Genomic DNA, 16649 nt, shown 5'->3' with positions numbered 1-16649 from the left:
AAAAAATTAAAAAATAGGTTAATATTTACCCTATCAGTTAAGTTGGTTGTCGTTTCCTGTTGGATTTGAGTTTTTCGCAATTAACGGGAAGTGTTTAATGATTTTTACGTTAGCGCATGCCTTTGCCCCCTCCTGTTTGAAGCCTTTAATTGTAAGGAAAAATAAAACAAAATTGTTTATGTTATCAACAATTTATATATTTACAATGTTATAAATATCAACATATACTTCAAATGGAAACTTACTTCAGAATAAACTTCACTACAAAAAAACTTCCCTCTGGAAATGTTCAGGTCAAATTTCAAGTCCTTGATTCCCTTAAACCGAGTTATGGCTATCTTTTGGTTGGAGGCGACTATTCAGACCAGGAAATCGTAGATGAAATCAAAAAGAGGCTAAGCCAAAGGTCCCATTCCAAAATGGATCTGCTCAGGTTTACCTTCAAAAACGAATGGAAAGATGACCACCAATTTTTCTTGTATTCTGCATGACTTTCCTCGCTGTAAACATTAGACTTTTGCGAAAAAGCTGCGGGCTTACTCAGGTTCAGCTTGCTGAAAAATTAGGCGTGCAGAGAAGTATGATTTCTGCCTATGAAGATGGCCGGTCGGATCCAAAACTTTCAGCATTGGAAGTAATGACTGCTATTTTTGATGTCACCATGGATGAATTGGTTTTCTGGGACATTAAAAAAAAGGGTCGTAAATACCTGCAAAAAGATCAACTAAAAATATTAACAGTTACTTTGGACAAAAAAGATGAGGAGCAGATAAGTATGGTCGGACAAAAAGCATCTGCCGGCTATCTAAATGGTTTTTCAGATCCTGAATACATGGAAAAATTGCCCAACTTCAGTTTGCCCCTTCTTTCTAAAAACAAAACCTACCGGGCATTCGAAATCAGCGGAGACAGCATGCTTCCCCTGATGCCTGGAACATTAATTATCGGGGCTTATGTAGAAAGTGGTCTGGAAATTAAAAATGGCAAAACATATGTTTTGGTTACCAAAAGCGAGGGTGTCGTTTATAAAAGGTTATTCAATTATATCCAGGAAAGGGGAAAATTATTTGCGGTGTCCGACAATGACAGGTACAAACCATATGATATTCCCGCGCAGGATATTTTGGAAATTTGGGAAGCCAGGGCTTATATCAGTACGGATTTTCCAGAGCCTTCAGCTAGTCCGCTCTCCCTGGAAGATTTGGCGGAGATGATACAGGAGATTAAAGCCGATATCCGAAAAATCACAGGCAATTAAATTTTGACTTCCTTCTTTATCAGTCAGCTAATTCTTTGAATGCCATCAATACTTTTCCTTTAGCATCATACTCCTGGTCTAAATTGAATATTCCTTTTTCGAAGTTATGCCAAAGTCCATCCCCACAATCCAGGAATTCTCCAATTTGCTTAGGTTCTTCTTCCATGGCTGATCCGTAGTCATAATCGGGAATAAAGATTAGGGAAGCTAACTCCCTTCCTTTTTCCCAGTCCAGGGTTTGGACCTGATCATTCACCATGGCTTCCACTTTCCTTACGGAAAATTTAAACAGTAATTCGATTTTAATTTCCTGTGTAGGTCGGATGGATTTAAACCTGATGCAAAGTGGAGCTTCTTTTTTACTGATTTCGTAGATGGCTTGTATGAAATCCTGGCAAGTGAGGTACCATTCATCCTGGTTTAGGGGAATATCCCTGGTGATCTTTCCATGAATGTCCTTGGCCAAAATTTTAATACCCCCTTTGTCCCCCAAAGCCTTTTGGTTTGACCACTTTGATGCCGAGTAAAGTTTTTTTATGATTTGCTCCCAAAGTTTTGGGATTTCGCCTTTATAGCTATAGTCATCAGCCATGGTAAAACCTTCGTCGGTAATCTCTTCAGGGCTTAAGTTTTCTCTGCCGGTATATTGGATATCGAATTGTGTGTTAACGAAATTTTTGCCAAAAGACATTTTCAGCTTAAAAACATGGCTGAAGGGTGGTGGTACTTCACCCGTAACATATTCTATTTCAAGCCTGGTGATGTCATCTGATTTTAAATGCATGGTGTATTCTTCCTGTAAGTGGATTTAAAATTAATGCTAATTCATCAAATTAAGGGATAAATGCTAAAATTCCATTTTCTTGGCAGACAATTAGTAAGATTTTTCCAATTTAAATGAAATTAAATCCATCGGAGTTTTACAATTTTTGCCGAAATTTGTAACCATGAAGCAAGGTAAAACAAAAAAAAAGAATGAATTGCTGGCAGATGAGCTGTATACCAAAGGCTGGACGGTAATGGATGAATATATTTCTGAAGAATTCAGAATACAACTTTTAAAGGAGCAGCGTGAGTTACTATATCACGGGCAGTTTCGTCATGCGGGAGTTGGCAATGGTGACACTTTTGCCATCAAGCCAGAAATCAGAAGTGATAAGGTACTTTGGCTCGATGAAAATCAATTGACTCCCTTGCAACAGATATACTGGAACGAACTGGATCAATTAAGAATTGCCATAAACCATCGGTGTTTTCTGGGGCTGCGCTCTTTTGAAGCCCATTTTGCCATGTATCCGCCCGGCTCATTTTATCTTCGGCACCTGGATAGGTTTCAATCGGTCAATTACCGGATTGTTTCAGTAATCCTTTATCTGAATGATACCTGGGATGAATCTGAAGGGGGTGCATTGAGGTTGTATTTCACAGGGTCAAATGGATTAGAAGAGCATACCGATATTTTTCCCATTGGTGGAAGGTTGGTTGTTTTTTTAAGTGGTGAAATTCACCATGAAGTATTGCCAACAAAAGCCACCCGGATCAGTCTGACGGGTTGGTACAAAGACATTTACTAAAACTATTGGTCTTTATTTTGACCGGATTCTCTCATTTCCCGAATCCGCATGGGCATGGCATCTATGGTTTTGAAAAGTTCATTCCAATCAATTTTTTGTTGCTCTCTTTTCAATTTTACTCCTCCGTCCTTTCCAATCAGAACATAAGTATTTTCTTTCGACCCCACCCTGTATTTCTTTTCTAATTTTTCCCGGTAAGTAGGGGTAAAAACGTAATCATTATTGCCCGATAAGGTATCCGCAAAAAGAAAATAAACCAAATCACGGTCAAGCAATTCTTTTTCAAGATCGGCTGTCCATTCCAGCCCTGGTTCTGAGTTTTGATCGGATCCTGGAAAAACCAGCAAAACCCGGTGTTTCCACTGAAGATCCTCCAGGGTGATGGGAGAAGGATCAAGCTTCATGGCAAACACAAGGAGTAAAGCAATCGGGAATTTCATGATTAATCAACGGCATTTAAATGATACTGTGATAACTTATTGAAGCTTGTAATGTTTTTTACTGGCAAAATAATTTACAACTCCCGGCTACTTCCGGATCAACTGATGGTTGACCCGGGACTTGTAGCTTCATGTGGGGTAAGTAATTTATATTTTCCGCCGGCGTCTTCCGCCATAAGGATCATTCCCTCGGATGCAATTCCAGCCATTTTTTTTGGGGCCAGGTTGATCAGCATGGTTACCTGTTTTCCAATGAGATACCCGGGATCAAATTGTTCTGCCACACCGCTTAATACCGTTTTTTGACCTTGCCCGGTATCCACGGTCAGTTGCAACAGTTTTTTTGATTTCTTTACCTTTTCGGCTTTTAATATGGTAACAATGCGCAGGTCCAACCTGGTAAAATCATCAAAAGATATCAAAGGTTTCACGGGAACTGTTTCACGCTGTACTTCCTCATTCTTGCGTTTGCTCTCCAAAAGTTTTTGTACCTGCTTCTCCACTGTGCTATCCTCCACTTTTTTGAAGAGTAAAGCGGCTGGTTTTATTTCCTCACCTGCCTTTAACAGGTCCATTTGGCCTGCATTTTCCCATTTGAATATTTTTAAATGCAACATTTCCTTGATTTTTTCAGCTGTAAAAGGCAAAAAGGGGGCTGAAAGAATGGATAAATTGGCTGCGATATTTAAGGCTATATTCAGTATAGTGCCGGTTCTTTCCCGGTCATTTTTAATGGTTTTCCACGGTTCGGTATCCGCCAGGTACTTATTGCCTGTTCTGGCAAAGTCCATCATAAGTGCCAAAGCTTCCCTGAACCGATATCGTTCCAAAGATTGGGCAATCTTATCTGGATAGGACTTCAAAGCCAATAGCAGTTCTTCATCAATGGGTTGGGGGTCGGAATTTTCGGGCACTTTTCCCTCAAAGTATTTATGGGTCAGTACTACCGCCCGGTTGACAAAATTCCCATATATGGCTACCAATTCATTGTTATTTCTGGCCTGAAAATCCTTCCAGGTGAAGTCGTTGTCTTTGGTTTCGGGAGCATTGGCAGTAAGTACGTAGCGGAGCACGTCTTCTTGTCCGGGAAACTCCTCCAGGTATTCGTGAAGCCAAACCGCCCAATTTCTGGAAGTAGAGATTTTCTGACCCTCCAGATTTAAAAATTCATTGGCGGGAACATTATCCGGCAGAATAAAATCCCCATGGGTCTTGAGAATAGCAGGAAAGGTGATACAGTGAAAGACGATATTGTCTTTACCGATAAAATGAACCAGCTTGGTCTCCTGATCTTTCCAGTAAGTTTCCCAGGCTATGCCCTTTTCTTTGGCCCATTCTTTTGTGGAGGATATATACCCAATGGGAGCGTCAAACCAAACATACAAAACCTTCCCTTTCGCTTCGGGCAGGGGCACAGGGATTCCCCAATCCATGTCCCGGGTCATGGATCGGGCTTGCAGGCCCTCCCCGGCTTCCAGCCAACTCCTGCATTGTCCCAGAACATTGTTTTTCCAGTCATGAGCATGGTCTTTCAATATCCATTGCTTGAGAAAAGGGGTGTACTTGCCCAGGTCTAAAAACCAATGCCGGGTCATTTTAAGTACCGGGGTATTGCCACTAAGTTTGGATTTTGGGTTGATCAGGTCTGTTGGATTCAATGAGGAACCACATTTTTCGCATTGATCCCCATAAGCCTGTTCGTACCCGCAGTTGGGGCAGGTCCCTTCAATGTACCTATCTGCCAAAAACTGTCCGGCCTCCTGATCATAATACTGTTCCGTCTCTTTCTCTACAAATTCTCCCTTATCATACAGGTCCCTGAAAAGCTGGCCGGCCGTCTCATGGTGAATGGCAGAGGAGGTCCTGGAATAATGGTCAAAACTAATACCGAATTTTTTAAAACTCTCCTTCATGATGCCGTGGTACCGGTCTACCACCTCCTGAGGACTGATGTTTTCATTTTTCGCTTTGATGGTAATGGCTACACCATGTTCATCAGACCCGCAGACATAGGCCACATCCCTGTTTTGCAGCCGCAAGTAGCGCACATATATATCAGAAGGAATATAACACCCTGCCAGGTGACCAATATGAAGAGGGCCATTGGCATAAGGCAAAGCTGAAGTAACGGTATATCTTTTAAATTTTTTTTCGCTCATAGCCCACAAAGATAGCGAAAATAGGTTTTAGGCGAAATATGAAGGCACATTAATCGACTGTATGGGACCAAAGCCAACCGGCCCCGGGCACTATACTTAATTTTTACCAAATGGCAGGGTGATTCCCAACCAGGGAACAGCAATAATGGTTTCTAAACCAGGAGCTATCGGCAAAAATAAACCATAATCCAGACTGATCCTTTTGATGATCCTTCTTCCTCCAGCCGACATTAAACCGATAGTTTCGCCACCTGCGGAAATAAAATAGTTTTCAGTTAAAAAATAGCCACGGGGGCCCGTTCTGATCATCCCCGCAACAGAAACAGTAGGTGCATTGGCAATGGACCCTCCGGCGAAGGCCCATCCCAATCCTATTGTGAGGTTTTTATCCCGGGAGCCGAAAGTGGACAGGCCGTATAGCATGCCAAACCCTCCCTCATCTGTACCAATAACGGTTCCGGCCAATGCTCCTGCTCCAAGGTTGAATTTATCCTTCACTACTGGGATGGAAACTTTGGGAGTGATCCATACCGGTGTTTGGGATCCTGCAAAAAGAAAAAGAGGCACCATTCCGGCTCCAATAGAAAAATTATCCGTGATTCCGGTAGAAACCTGATTGAAAAAGATCCATACGTTTTGGTAATAGGATTCTCCTTTTTTCAATCCATACCCATTGGGAAGCCAATAGTATCGGGTGGCCTGGGGATTGGAAAACCAAAATTCCCCGTTTACCATCCTGCCAGTGTCCATACCACTTATCCGAACAATATCGGATCGGAAGATGGTGATGTCACCAAGATTTTGAGTACGAATAGTGATTTTTATCTCATCCTCTGAGGTGATTGTCCCCAGGTATTCATTGCCATCTTTGGTTTGTACCAGCACCATTTTGCTTTCCTCCGACGGCTTGCCAGGGTCCTGTGCCCTTAACACAAGGGGAAAGAAGATAAGCAGTGCAAAAACCAAATGGAGATAAATGATCCGGAAACAAACTAGTGCTTTCATATAGAGGTCTGAATATTTTCACTCTTAACCGAAGGTATACCCGTCACATTAATGGAAACAAAATACGATTATATATGGATTAATTAAGTATTAACAGTAATTAATTTTTAATTAAATTATTCTTAGGATAAATTGTAGCCTTATAAATCAAAATATATAAAATATTGTTTTTAAGACTATTGCTATGAAATTTACTCACAATTCAATCATCCACAGCAGCTCCTACCATTTGTTTGAATTTCCAGGCAGTCTGGTCTCCTGTGCCGCCCTGGGTTTGTTTCATGATAATACCAATGATTTGCTCCTGTGGATCTGCAAAGTATTGCGTATTGAAATAACCGCCCCAGACAAATGTACCCGGACTGCCCAAGCCTCCTTTAGCCTGGCCCCGTTCGGTCAAAACGCCGAAAGCCAAGCCATAATGCTGATCCGCACCCCCATAAAGATCCAGCGTTTGGTCTGCCATCATGGTGGAAATAGTCGTCCTGCTTAAAAATCTTTTGCCATTTAACTCACCCCCATTGAGATACATTTGAAGAAAGGTTGCATAATCCTTAGCGGTACTTGACAGGCCTGCCCCTCCTGAAAAGAATGTTTTGGCACCTTTTACAGGGTAATTTACATCATAAAAAGTATTGGGATAATCTTCCCATTTTTCATTTACTTTATGTTGTATGGCCACAAGGCGGTCGGCTTTGGACTCCGGTAAATAAAACCCGGTATCATCCATGCCCAAAGGGTCGAATAACCTTTCTTCAAGAAATGCTTCAAAGGTCATTCCGGACATGATTTCGATAAAATAGCCCAGCACATCCAATCCAAGTCCATAGGTGTATTTTTCACCCGGGTTATGGTGCAGGGGTAGTTTAGCCAGTTTCATGACCACGTCTTTGATTTTTACATCTTCTGTTGTAAACAGGTCGGTGGTTCCGGCTTTATGGTAAATCATTTCCATTCTTTCATCGCCGTCGATCACCCCATAGCCCAGCCCTGAGGTATGGGTTAGCAAATGCCTGATAGTAATTTCCCTATTGGCGGCTCGGGTAGTATAAGTAGTATCCGCATAGCGAAAATTTGCCAATACCTGGGGATTTTTAAATTCGGGAATGTATTTGGAAATAGGATCATCCAATTGAAATTTACCCTCCTCCCAAAGCATCATTACCGCCGTGGACGTGATGGCCTTGGATTGAGATGCAATACGAAATATGGCGTCTTTCTGTAGTTTTTTTCCTTGGGCATTGGCCTGTCCATAGGCTTTATGAAAAACAATTTTACCATTTCTGGCTATCAAGGCCACCGCTCCGGGAATGGTATTATCAGATATGGCCTTTTCCAACATCCTATCTATGCGATCCAACCGTTCTTCAGACATGCCTGCATCCACCGGCTTTCCTTCGCTTAGGAAGGGTGATTGCTGTTGGCTGGTAGTCTGGGCATTGCTGCTGGCATTTACCTGAAAAATAACAATTAATACCAAAAGGAATTTTTTGAAAGACATGTTGAATGAAATTGGGGTTTTATGTTTTTTTTACTTTTTGAAAGTAAGCATTTAATCCAACATATCATCGTTTTTTTATTGAATTATCATTCCTGGGGATCGCAGACTGGAATCTCCCGTGAATTTATTTTTTGTCCAAAAATGGATGTCAGGCATAGCCCCTAAGGCTTTTTATACATCCTTTGGCATTTATTGGGCTATAAATTTTTCGGATACCCAAATAGCTGTAATTTTGGTTAAATATCAGGTACAAAAAATGTGAATTCAGAAAAGAAGCGTCTAATCATCTGGTCCGTGGCCATCAGTTTGCTGCTGCTGGCCGTCAAGTTTTATTCTTTTTATATTACCCGTTCTAATGCCATATTGACAGATGCCATGGAGAGCATTGTCAATGTAGTGGCATCCTGTTTTGCGCTATACAGTATTTATTTAAGTGCTCTTCCCAAGGATAGTAATCATCCCTACGGGCATGGAAAAATAGAGTTTTTCAGTGCTGGAATTGAGGGGACATTGATCATTATTGCAGGCATATTTATCATTTATCAGGCCATCCTTGGATTTATTTTCCCTCAGGAGTTGACGGATTTGCCGATGGGAATGGCACTTGTAGGTTTTTCAGGGCTGGTTAATGGATTTTTAGGTTATTTGCTTCAAAAAAAGGGAAAACTACTCAATAGCATTACCTTAGAGGCCGATGGGAGACATCTTTCCACCGATGCCATCAGTAGTTTTGTATTGATAGCAGGAATTGGTATCATTTATTTTTCCGGCTGGATTTTTCTGGATAATATCATTTCCATGGCTTTTGCCATTTACATCATTTACAATGGTTATTTTTTGGTTAGACGCTCTGTTGCGGGTTTGATGGATGAGTCCAATCCGGAAGCCATTAACCAAACGGTGGAAATCCTGAACCGTAACCGAAAATCGAATTGGATCGATATCCACAACATGCGCGTTCAGCAATATGGCGGTGACAGTCATATTGATTTGCATTTGACCCTTCCTTATTATTTTGATTTGATACAGGTGCATGATGAAGTCCATGAAGTAGAAGAAGTGTTGGAGCAGGGGCTGCCAGGATATGTAGAAGTGTTTGTTCATGCAGACCCTTGTCTGCCCGATTCATGTTGTCATTACTGCCAGGTAAAAGACTGTCATGTTAGAAAATATCCCCGGTCAAAAAAAGTAAAATGGACAGCATATAACATGTCCAAAAACCAAAAGCACTACCATGAACTAAGTCAATTTTTCGCAGACAAACCATGATCAACAGCAGATTGTTTTAAAATCTCAATTTTTTTTTCTTCATGAAAAATTGAGGTATTGGTAAAATAAATCACAATTATTGTCGTTGGAAGCAATTTTTTTGCTGTAAGGTAGGGTTTTTCACAATAAATAACTTGGTTTTTATTAGGTTATAAAAATTATTATATATATAAAATTTTGTTTTATATCCTATTATTTGTATCTTAATACCGTGGTATTCATCTAAATTTTGAAGTCATGAAAGATAAGCAATTTACCGTACTAATAATGGTTTCCGCAATAATCTGGTTGTTGATCATTGGTTTTATCATCATTTGATAAATATTTTCCATTTTGTTTCCTACCTATTTTTACAATTTACGGAGTAAGTCAGTTTGGTCCGTTATAAATTTTCAAAGGGGCACTTATTCAGTGCCCCTTTATATTATCAAACCAACAGACCAGCTCTCTTAATCAGGGCATCGGGTTTAGGCGATCTTCCCCTGAATTTTTTGTATAAGACATCCGGGTGCTCTTTGCCTCCCATAGCCAATATATTATCCCGGAATGAATGGGCGGTCTCTTTATCGAAAATTCCTTTTTCAAGAAATAATTCAAATGCATCGGCATCCAGTACTTCTGCCCATTTGTAACTGTAGTATCCGGCCGCATAACCTCCCTGAAAAATATGGGAAAAGGAAGCACTCATCATGGTGCCTGCTACCGGTTCAAGCAATTCAGTAGGTTTCATGATTTCCTTTTCGAAAGCAAAAACGTCTTGAATTTTATTCGGGTCGGCTGTATGGTAGGCCATATCCAACAATCCTAAACTGATCTGCCTTACCGTCTGGTATCCCTGATGAAAATTGGCCGCTTTTTTTATTCTTTCAATAAGGAATTCAGGTATTGGTTCACCCGTCTGATAATGTTTGGCGAATAGGTCCAGACAATCTTTTTCATAACACCAGTTCTCAAATATTTGCGAGGGGAGTTCTACAAAATCCCAATATACATTGGTACCCGACAAAGATTCAAAATTACCATCAGCCAGCATTCCATGTAAGGCATGCCCAAACTCATGAAATAGGGTAGTCACCTCATTGAAAGTCAATAAAGAGGGTTTTGTTTTGGTGGGTTTTGTAAAATTACAAACAATGGAAACGTGCGGCCTTTGCTCTTTATTACCAGATCTTTTTTGTCCCCGGTAAATGGTCATCCAGGCTCCGTTCCTTTTTCCTGGCCTGGGGAAAAAGTCGGCATACAATACCGCCAGGTGGTTCCCTCGTTCATCTTTGACCTCGTAGGCCTTCACTTCAGGATGGTATACCGGGATATGGGTATTTTCCTTAAATGAGATACCGTATAATTTTTTTGCCGTGGCAAAAACGCCTTCAATGGTACGGTTCAATTCAAAATAGGGTTTTAGCAACTCATCATCTACCTGGTATTTCTCCATCTTTAATTTTTCGGCATAATAGCTGACATCCCATTTTTGAAGATCATCCAATTCATCTTTTTTTCTGGCAAAGTCCGCCAATTCAGCGATCTCTGCTTTGGCCTTGGGACGGGCTTTTTCCAAAAGTTCATTTAAAAATGAAAGGACCTGTGCACCGTCAGCGGCCATTCTTTCTTCCAATACAAAAGAGGCAAAGTTGTCATAACCCAAAAGTTTGGCCCTTTGATTTTTTAATTGGATGATTTTCTTTATGATTTCCTTATTGTCCAACTGATCTCCTTTGCAGGCCTTGGTGTTGTAGGCAATAAAAAGTTTTTTCCTTAAATCTCTATTGCTGGCATAAGTTATAAAAGGAATATAACTGGGAAAGGCCAGGGTAAAAACCCATTTCCCCTTTTTCCCTTTTTCTTCCGCAGCCTGTGAAGCTGCCTCCACAACTCCTTCGGGCAGGCCCGCAAGGTCTTTTTCTTCAGAAATAATCAATTCATAATTATTGGTTTCCTTCAATACGTTTTCCCCGAATTGCAATCCCAGCATCGAGAGTTGCTGGTCGATGTCCCGAAGTTTCTTTTTACCTGCTTCATCCAGGAGAGAACCATTTCTGATAAATGATTTATAGGTTTTATCCAATAAAGTACTTTCTTCTGTACTCAGATCCAATTGATCCTTTTGGTCATAGACCTTTTTTACCTGCTTAAATAAATTCTCGTCCAATAACACATCATTGCTATGGGCCGAGAGCAAAGGCGATATTTCCTTGGCAAGTCGCTGGATCTCCTCATTGGTTTCGGCAGCATTGAGATTGAAAAACAGGGAGGCAGTTCTGGATAATTTCTCTCCTGAGTTCTCCAGGGCAACAATAGTATTTAAAAAATCGGGTTGGGAATTTTCCTTTATGGTTTTGATGTCTTCCCTAGCCATCTGTATGGCAGCCTGAATGGCAGGCAGGAAATGTTCATTATTTATCAGGTGAAAAGGTGCAGTTTCGAATGGCGTATTGAAATTTTCCAATAATGGATTCATAGCTAATTTTTATATTTGAATTTAAAATACAAAAATAACAAAATTATGGAGACTATTTTGGGACTGAAGTTACCGACAGATGGTACTTACAATCCATTTTATAAAAGGTATATCGACCTGGTTGCTGGCAAAAACCTAAAGGCTCTTTCCAGGGAACAGGAAGATCAAATGGTTTCAATCTTTCAGAAAATTAAAGCCGGTTCGGGACAAGTAACTTACCAGACCGGAAAGTGGTCTTGGAACCAGGTTTTGGGGCATATTGTAGATACAGAAAAAATAATGCATTTCAGGGCACTTTGTATCAGTAGGGGGGAGTCAGCAGCTTTTCCAGGCTTTGACCAGAACAGCTACGTGGAAAATGCAACTTTCAATGAAGGGAACACGGAGGAGCTTTTATCTTCCTTCTTGTTGAACCGTCAGCTGTTTTGGCTATTTATCAGAACAATACCCCCGGAACAATGGGATGTTATTGGCAAGGTCAGCGGAGAACCCATGTCTCTTCATGCCTTGGTTCATATTATTTTTGGTCACCTGGAGCATCATTTGGTATTGATCAAGGAACGTTACTTACCCCTTTTGGCCTGATTTTGGTTAGTGTGATTTTTATTACTGATTGAGCGGAATCATTTTTTTAATTTTGTGCTGAACTTAAAGTAAGGAATATGGCAAGTGGAAAAAATTTCTCTGATCTCATAAATGGCGAGCAGCCCGTCCTGGTGGATTTTTATGCTACCTGGTGCGGGCCATGCCAAATGATGCAACCCATTCTTCAGGAAACTGCTTCTAAAGTGGGTGGTATGGCAAAAATAATTAAAATTGATGTGGACAAAAACCCCCTGGCTGCGAGTAAATATCAGGTAAAGGGGGTGCCCACGTTGATTCTATTTCATAAAGGCAAACCGGTATGGAGGCAATCTGGAGTTGTACCTGCCCACCAATTGGTGCAGGTGATCCAGCAACATGCCCTGGAAAATGCATGATGAATAGAAGTTGGTTTACCGCTTTTTGAAGGACCAGGTTATTTCAAAAGTTGCAATGATTTCACCATCCGGATGATAACCGGTTACTGGCACAGTTACTGTACCTACATCTCCAGAATATTTTAATTTCTGAATTGTATCCGATATTTTCTTCCCCGCGGGGCATTTCATGGTGACAGCCTGGTTGGCCTTTTTGATAAAATCGGCCTTAAAACCTGTAATCAGCATGGAAATGGTTGTGTTTCCGGAAAGATGCAGCATGCAAAGAATTCCCGATGCAAGTTCCGCAGTACCTGACAAAGCCGAAAAATAGATAGATCGAAAAGGGTTTTTAGACCTATAATTAAAGGGCACGATGGTATGGCATTCCTCTAGGTTCAGTTTTTGTAAGCGACTGCCCCAAAAAACGACTGAGGGTAGGTTCCCCAACATGTACCACAGAAAAGCGGGATAGGAAGTAATTGACTTGTAAAAACTTTGCTGGGAAGGGCTCATCGGCTTATGGACTTGAAAGGCGGCTGCTCATTAAGATAGGATTTCTCTAATTATGATCCAATGAATCAATTAAAAATATAAAAAACCGCAGCCAATTTGGCTGCGGTTTTGTCTAAAATAAACCCATAACATATAAAACTCAACCTGGATTTTTAAATGAAAAAAATTCAGATTGAGTTTGGTCGAATCTTAATTTAAATCGTTACAGCTGCATTACTACCGATATTCCCCTGACTTACGATTGTTCCAAGTGCATCCATGGAAAGGTGAACATTGACATAACCATCAATGGTTAAAATATCCGAATAGCTTAGTGTCGAGCCATTATCCAAGGCCCTGATATTGGTAACGCTCATACCCGTGCTTCCATTTACCGGATTAAAAGAGACGATGATTCCACCACCCTCAGCAGCCGAATTGGCATGGATGTGTGCGGGATGGATGCCGCCATCCGGAGTATTCATCAAACTGATAGTGGCAAGTGTAAATCCATTGTTTCTTTCACTGAAAGTGATGGTACCGCTGATGCCCGGAACTGCCAGTTCATCCAAATCATAGCTGGTGGTATTTCCCGTTAATTCATTTCCCCCGATATCTCCCTGAGCGACTATCGTTCCCAGGTTGGCCATTGATAAGTGTACATTCACATATCCGTCTATATCCAGAATCTCCTCATAAGTTAATGCGGATCCACCATCTAAAGCCCTTATCGTGGTTTTGCTCATTCCGGTGGTTCCGTTTACAGGATTGAAAGAGACAATGATTCCCCCGCCTTCAGCAGCCGAATTGGCGTGAATATGGGCCGGATGTACGCCTCCATCTGGTGTGTTGTTCAGCATGATGGTGGCTAGCGAGAAGCCATTCTTCCTTTCCTCGAATGTGACAGATCCATCTATACCAGGAACAGCCAACTCATTTAAAGGATACATTTTAGACATTCCTGTCAACTCATTACCTCCGATGTCCCCCTGCGCTACAATGACATTCAGCTGGTTCATCGACAAATGAACATTGACATAACCATTCATATCCATGATGGCATCATAAGTCAATGGCTCCCCACTGTCAAGGGCCCTTATTGTAGTTTTGCTCATCCCTGTTGTTCCATTAACAGGATTGAAAGAAACGATGATCCCTCCGCCTTCAGCAGCCGAATTGGCGTGAATATGTGCCGGATGCATGCCGCCTTCCGGTGTGTTGTTCAGCATGATGGTGGCCAGGGAAAACCCGTTTTTCCTTTCTTCAAAAGTTATAGAACCGGCTATACCTGGTACTGCCATTTCGTTGAGCATATAACTGTAACTCATTCCGGTCAATTCGTTTGCTCCAATATCCCCCTGGGCTACTATGGTGGAAAGCTGATTCATGGAAAGATGTACGTTCACATATCCATCCAGATCAAGGATTTGATTGTAAGTAAGTGGCTGGCCGTTGTCGAGCTCCCGGATAGTGGTCTCACTTGTTCCGGTGGTACCGTTTACAGGATTAAAAGAAACAATAATCCCACCACCTTCAGCAGCGGAGTTGGCATGAATATGTGCCGGGTGCATGCCCCCTTCAGGGGTATTATCCAGTTTAATGCTGGCCAATGTAAAGCCGTTCAACCTTTCTTTGAAGATAATAGAACCACTGATGCCGGGAACAGCCAGTTCACCAAGCGGGTATTCTTTAAAGTTTTCCGTCAATTCATTGCTTCCAATATCCCCCTGGGCGACAATGGTACCCAGATTGCTTGCACTGAGGTGGACATTTACATAGCCATCCATGCTGATGATTTCCTCAAAGGTAATGGGCTGACCGGCATCATTGTTTCGGATAATGGTGCGACTTGTCCCTGTTGTGCCGTCTACAGGATTAAACGAAACCAGAATGCCTCCTCCTTCTGCTGCCGAGTTGGCGTGAATGTGAGCTGGATGAGAACCACCATCTGGTGTCCCGTTAAGGTTGATTGTGGCCACTGTAAAACCCCCTACACTTTTCTCAAATAAGATGGTACCGCTAATACCGTCCACATCTTTGGTAAGCAGGTTGTAGCTTTTGGAGTTTCCATCCAGGGCATTCCCCCCGATATCTCCCTGAGCCACCACCGTTTCCAATTGCCCATAAGCCAAATGTACGTTTACATAACCTTCAAATGAGCTTAATGCTTCGTAATTGATGTAGGTGCCATCATCTTGTTGGTTGACCAGGGTTACACTAGTTCCAGTGGATCCATTTACAGGTTCCAATGAAATGGCTATGTCACCACCCTCAGCAGCTGAATTGAAATGAATGTGGGCGGGATGGGCACCACCATTGGGCGTACCGCTCAAATTGATGGTTACTTTGGTGTAACCTTCTTCACCTTCTTCAAAAACAACATTTCCACTGATCCCGGAACCATCTACCGGATTCAAGGGATAAGTTCTGCTGTTACCTAAAAGTTCCAGCGCATCTGCCGGACTTTGTTCGTCTACACAGGATTGCAAAAACATAGTGCCTGCAATGCCTATCATTAAAAACAACAATTGATAGTACTTTTTCATAAGCTTTTAAGGGTATTGTTTAAATTAGAAATTTCTTAAATAAGTAAACTGTTTGGCTGGTAAGATGTTTTATATTTGTGAATAATTTTGATTGATACCCAATATTTAAACATTGGTTTTTTAAAAAAAAAACAATTAATCTGGCATCTTTTTTGAACCAACAAAACTTATTAGACTCGATAATTATGTATAAAAAAATAGCTGCGTTTATCTTTCTTGGGCTTATTGTCTATAGCTGTGCTACAGTGCCTTTAAGTGGCAGAAGGCAATTGAGCATTGTGAGCAATGCGGAGGTATTGCCTTTATCTTATGACCAGTATGGACAAGTGTTGGAAGAAAGCAAGGTGTTGACGAATACAACAAAGGGCAAACAGGTAGTCAATGTGGGAAGGCGGATTGCCGAAGCAGTAGAAAAATACCTGGATGAGAATGGGCACCCCGAAATTACAGAAGGTTTCGCCTGGGAGTTTAATTTATTGGAAAGTGATCAGGTCAACGCCTGGTGTATGCCAGGAGGGAAAGTGGCTTTCTACACAGGAATATTGCCCATTTGTCAGGATGAAACCGGAATTGCAGTAGTAATGGGCCATGAAGTAGCCCATGCCATAGCCAATCATGCCCGGGAAAGAATGTCTCAGGGGATGGTAGCCAATGGTCTTATGGGAGGCCTTCAGGCGGCCATGGGAGAAAACCCCAGTTTAACCCAAACCATTTTTTTACAAGCCGTTGGTGTAGGTGGTCAGGTGGGAATGTTGAAATTCTCAAGGGATCAGGAACTAGAAGCAGATCAATTGGGACTTATTTTCATGGCCATGGCAGGGTTTGATCCCAGGGAAGCGCCGGCTTTCTGGCAAAGGATGAATGAACAATCTGGTGGAGAAAGACCTCCGGAATTTCTTTCAACCCACCCTGGTCCAGAAAGGAGAATTGACAAGTTGAATGAGCAAATGGACGATGCCCTGAAGTACTACAATAGTAATTAAGT

Annotated in this window: 15 protein-coding genes; 7 read left to right on the top strand and 8 right to left on the bottom strand. The window is 41.6% G+C overall.

Annotation, left to right across the window (positions count from 1 at the left end):
• Window positions 1-233 precede the first annotated feature (233 nt).
• Together G9Q97_RS07865 and G9Q97_RS07860 are read left to right on the top strand one after the other, a co-directional pair.
• Entirely contained in the window at window positions 234-491 is a 258-nt protein-coding gene (locus tag G9Q97_RS07865) for a hypothetical protein (RefSeq protein WP_166145037.1), read from the top strand.
• Window positions 488-1258 (top strand): LexA family transcriptional regulator, encoded by a 771-nt coding sequence (locus G9Q97_RS07860; protein ID WP_166145034.1) that lies wholly within the window; start codon window positions 488-490, stop codon window positions 1256-1258. The genes G9Q97_RS07865 and G9Q97_RS07860 overlap by 4 nt, the downstream gene beginning before the upstream one ends.
• 19 nt (window positions 1259-1277) lie before the next feature.
• Here G9Q97_RS07860 and G9Q97_RS07855 read toward each other — a convergent pair whose 3' ends face one another.
• On the bottom strand, window positions 1278-2042 hold the full coding sequence (locus G9Q97_RS07855; RefSeq protein WP_166145031.1) for a hypothetical protein: 765 nt from the start codon (window positions 2040-2042) through the stop codon (window positions 1278-1280).
• A 163-nt stretch (window positions 2043-2205) separates the two neighbouring features.
• Between G9Q97_RS07855 and G9Q97_RS07850 the strand changes: the two genes are divergently transcribed.
• Window positions 2206-2832, top strand: a complete 627-nt coding sequence (locus G9Q97_RS07850) for a 2OG-Fe(II) oxygenase (protein WP_166145028.1) — start codon at window positions 2206-2208, stop codon at window positions 2830-2832.
• A gap of 2 nt (window positions 2833-2834) precedes the next feature.
• On the opposite strand, the gene G9Q97_RS07845 is transcribed toward G9Q97_RS07850, so the two are convergent.
• The 4 genes from G9Q97_RS07845 to G9Q97_RS07830 form a co-directional block, all read right to left on the bottom strand.
• A complete protein-coding gene (locus tag G9Q97_RS07845; protein ID WP_166145023.1) occupies window positions 2835-3272 on the bottom strand; it encodes a DUF4174 domain-containing protein in 438 nt (145 codons plus the stop codon).
• Between the two features lie 98 nt (window positions 3273-3370).
• Window positions 3371-5431: a methionine--tRNA ligase gene (gene metG / locus G9Q97_RS07840; RefSeq protein ID WP_166145020.1), complete on the bottom strand. Its 2061-nt coding sequence runs from the start codon at window positions 5429-5431 to the stop codon at window positions 3371-3373.
• 96 nt (window positions 5432-5527) lie between these two features.
• Window positions 5528-6436: a hypothetical protein gene (locus tag G9Q97_RS07835; protein WP_166145017.1), complete on the bottom strand. Its 909-nt coding sequence runs from the start codon at window positions 6434-6436 to the stop codon at window positions 5528-5530.
• 202 nt (window positions 6437-6638) lie between these two features.
• The gene (locus tag G9Q97_RS07830) at window positions 6639-7937 is read right to left on the bottom strand and encodes a serine hydrolase domain-containing protein (protein ID WP_166145014.1); all 1299 of its coding nucleotides are present in this window, start codon (window positions 7935-7937) and stop codon (window positions 6639-6641) included.
• 258 nt (window positions 7938-8195) lie between these two features.
• Between G9Q97_RS07830 and G9Q97_RS07825 the strand changes: the two genes are divergently transcribed.
• Entirely contained in the window at window positions 8196-9206 is a 1011-nt protein-coding gene (locus tag G9Q97_RS07825) for a cation diffusion facilitator family transporter (RefSeq protein WP_166145011.1), read from the top strand.
• Window positions 9207-9633: 427 nt separating this feature from the next.
• Here G9Q97_RS07825 and G9Q97_RS07820 read toward each other — a convergent pair whose 3' ends face one another.
• Window positions 9634-11664 carry a M3 family metallopeptidase gene (locus G9Q97_RS07820; RefSeq protein ID WP_166145008.1) on the bottom strand — a complete coding sequence of 677 codons (2031 nt, stop codon included), beginning with the start codon at window positions 11662-11664 and terminating at the stop codon, window positions 9634-9636.
• Between the two features lie 45 nt (window positions 11665-11709).
• Between G9Q97_RS07820 and G9Q97_RS07815 the strand changes: the two genes are divergently transcribed.
• Together G9Q97_RS07815 and trxA are read left to right on the top strand one after the other, a co-directional pair.
• Window positions 11710-12249, top strand: coding sequence for a DinB family protein (locus tag G9Q97_RS07815; RefSeq protein WP_166145005.1), 540 nt, complete (start codon window positions 11710-11712; stop codon window positions 12247-12249).
• 77 nt (window positions 12250-12326) lie between these two features.
• Window positions 12327-12644 (top strand): thioredoxin, encoded by a 318-nt coding sequence (gene trxA / locus G9Q97_RS07810; RefSeq protein ID WP_166145003.1) that lies wholly within the window; start codon window positions 12327-12329, stop codon window positions 12642-12644.
• Window positions 12645-12659: 15 nt separating this feature from the next.
• Here trxA and G9Q97_RS07805 read toward each other — a convergent pair whose 3' ends face one another.
• Window positions 12660-13139 carry a DUF4442 domain-containing protein gene (locus G9Q97_RS07805; RefSeq protein ID WP_166145000.1) on the bottom strand — a complete coding sequence of 160 codons (480 nt, stop codon included), beginning with the start codon at window positions 13137-13139 and terminating at the stop codon, window positions 12660-12662.
• 194 nt (window positions 13140-13333) lie between these two features.
• Entirely contained in the window at window positions 13334-15664 is a 2331-nt protein-coding gene (locus G9Q97_RS07800; RefSeq protein WP_187357713.1) for a hypothetical protein, read from the bottom strand.
• Between the two features lie 185 nt (window positions 15665-15849).
• Between G9Q97_RS07800 and G9Q97_RS07795 the strand changes: the two genes are divergently transcribed.
• A complete protein-coding gene (locus G9Q97_RS07795) occupies window positions 15850-16647 on the top strand; it encodes a M48 family metallopeptidase (protein ID WP_166144996.1) in 798 nt (265 codons plus the stop codon).
• Window positions 16648-16649 lie beyond the last annotated feature (2 nt).

The sequence above is a fragment of the Cyclobacterium plantarum genome (assembly GCF_011290685.1).
GTDB lineage: Bacteria > Bacteroidota > Bacteroidia > Cytophagales > Cyclobacteriaceae > Cyclobacterium > Cyclobacterium plantarum.
The sequence above is the reverse complement of the archived record's forward strand: the minus strand, read 5'-3'. Positions and strand labels throughout refer to the sequence as shown.

Coding starts and splice junctions, on each gene's coding strand:
- G9Q97_RS07815 (WP_166145005.1), top strand. CDS start 11,710: ATGGAGACTATTTTGGGACTGAAGTTACCGACAGATGGTACTTACAAT.
- metG (WP_166145020.1), bottom strand. CDS start 5,431: ATGAGCGAAAAAAAATTTAAAAGATATACCGTTACTTCAGCTTTGCCT.
- G9Q97_RS07835 (WP_166145017.1), bottom strand. CDS start 6,436: ATGAAAGCACTAGTTTGTTTCCGGATCATTTATCTCCATTTGGTTTTT.
- trxA (WP_166145003.1), top strand. CDS start 12,327: ATGGCAAGTGGAAAAAATTTCTCTGATCTCATAAATGGCGAGCAGCCC.
- G9Q97_RS07845 (WP_166145023.1), bottom strand. CDS start 3,272: ATGAAATTCCCGATTGCTTTACTCCTTGTGTTTGCCATGAAGCTTGAT.
- G9Q97_RS07855 (WP_166145031.1), bottom strand. CDS start 2,042: ATGCATTTAAAATCAGATGACATCACCAGGCTTGAAATAGAATATGTT.
- G9Q97_RS07820 (WP_166145008.1), bottom strand. CDS start 11,664: ATGAATCCATTATTGGAAAATTTCAATACGCCATTCGAAACTGCACCT.
- G9Q97_RS07800 (WP_187357713.1), bottom strand. CDS start 15,664: ATGAAAAAGTACTATCAATTGTTGTTTTTAATGATAGGCATTGCAGGC.
- G9Q97_RS07805 (WP_166145000.1), bottom strand. CDS start 13,139: ATGAGCCCTTCCCAGCAAAGTTTTTACAAGTCAATTACTTCCTATCCC.
- G9Q97_RS07830 (WP_166145014.1), bottom strand. CDS start 7,937: ATGTCTTTCAAAAAATTCCTTTTGGTATTAATTGTTATTTTTCAGGTA.
- G9Q97_RS07860 (WP_166145034.1), top strand. CDS start 488: ATGACTTTCCTCGCTGTAAACATTAGACTTTTGCGAAAAAGCTGCGGG.
- G9Q97_RS07795 (WP_166144996.1), top strand. CDS start 15,850: ATGTATAAAAAAATAGCTGCGTTTATCTTTCTTGGGCTTATTGTCTAT.
- G9Q97_RS07850 (WP_166145028.1), top strand. CDS start 2,206: ATGAAGCAAGGTAAAACAAAAAAAAAGAATGAATTGCTGGCAGATGAG.
- G9Q97_RS07865 (WP_166145037.1), top strand. CDS start 234: ATGGAAACTTACTTCAGAATAAACTTCACTACAAAAAAACTTCCCTCT.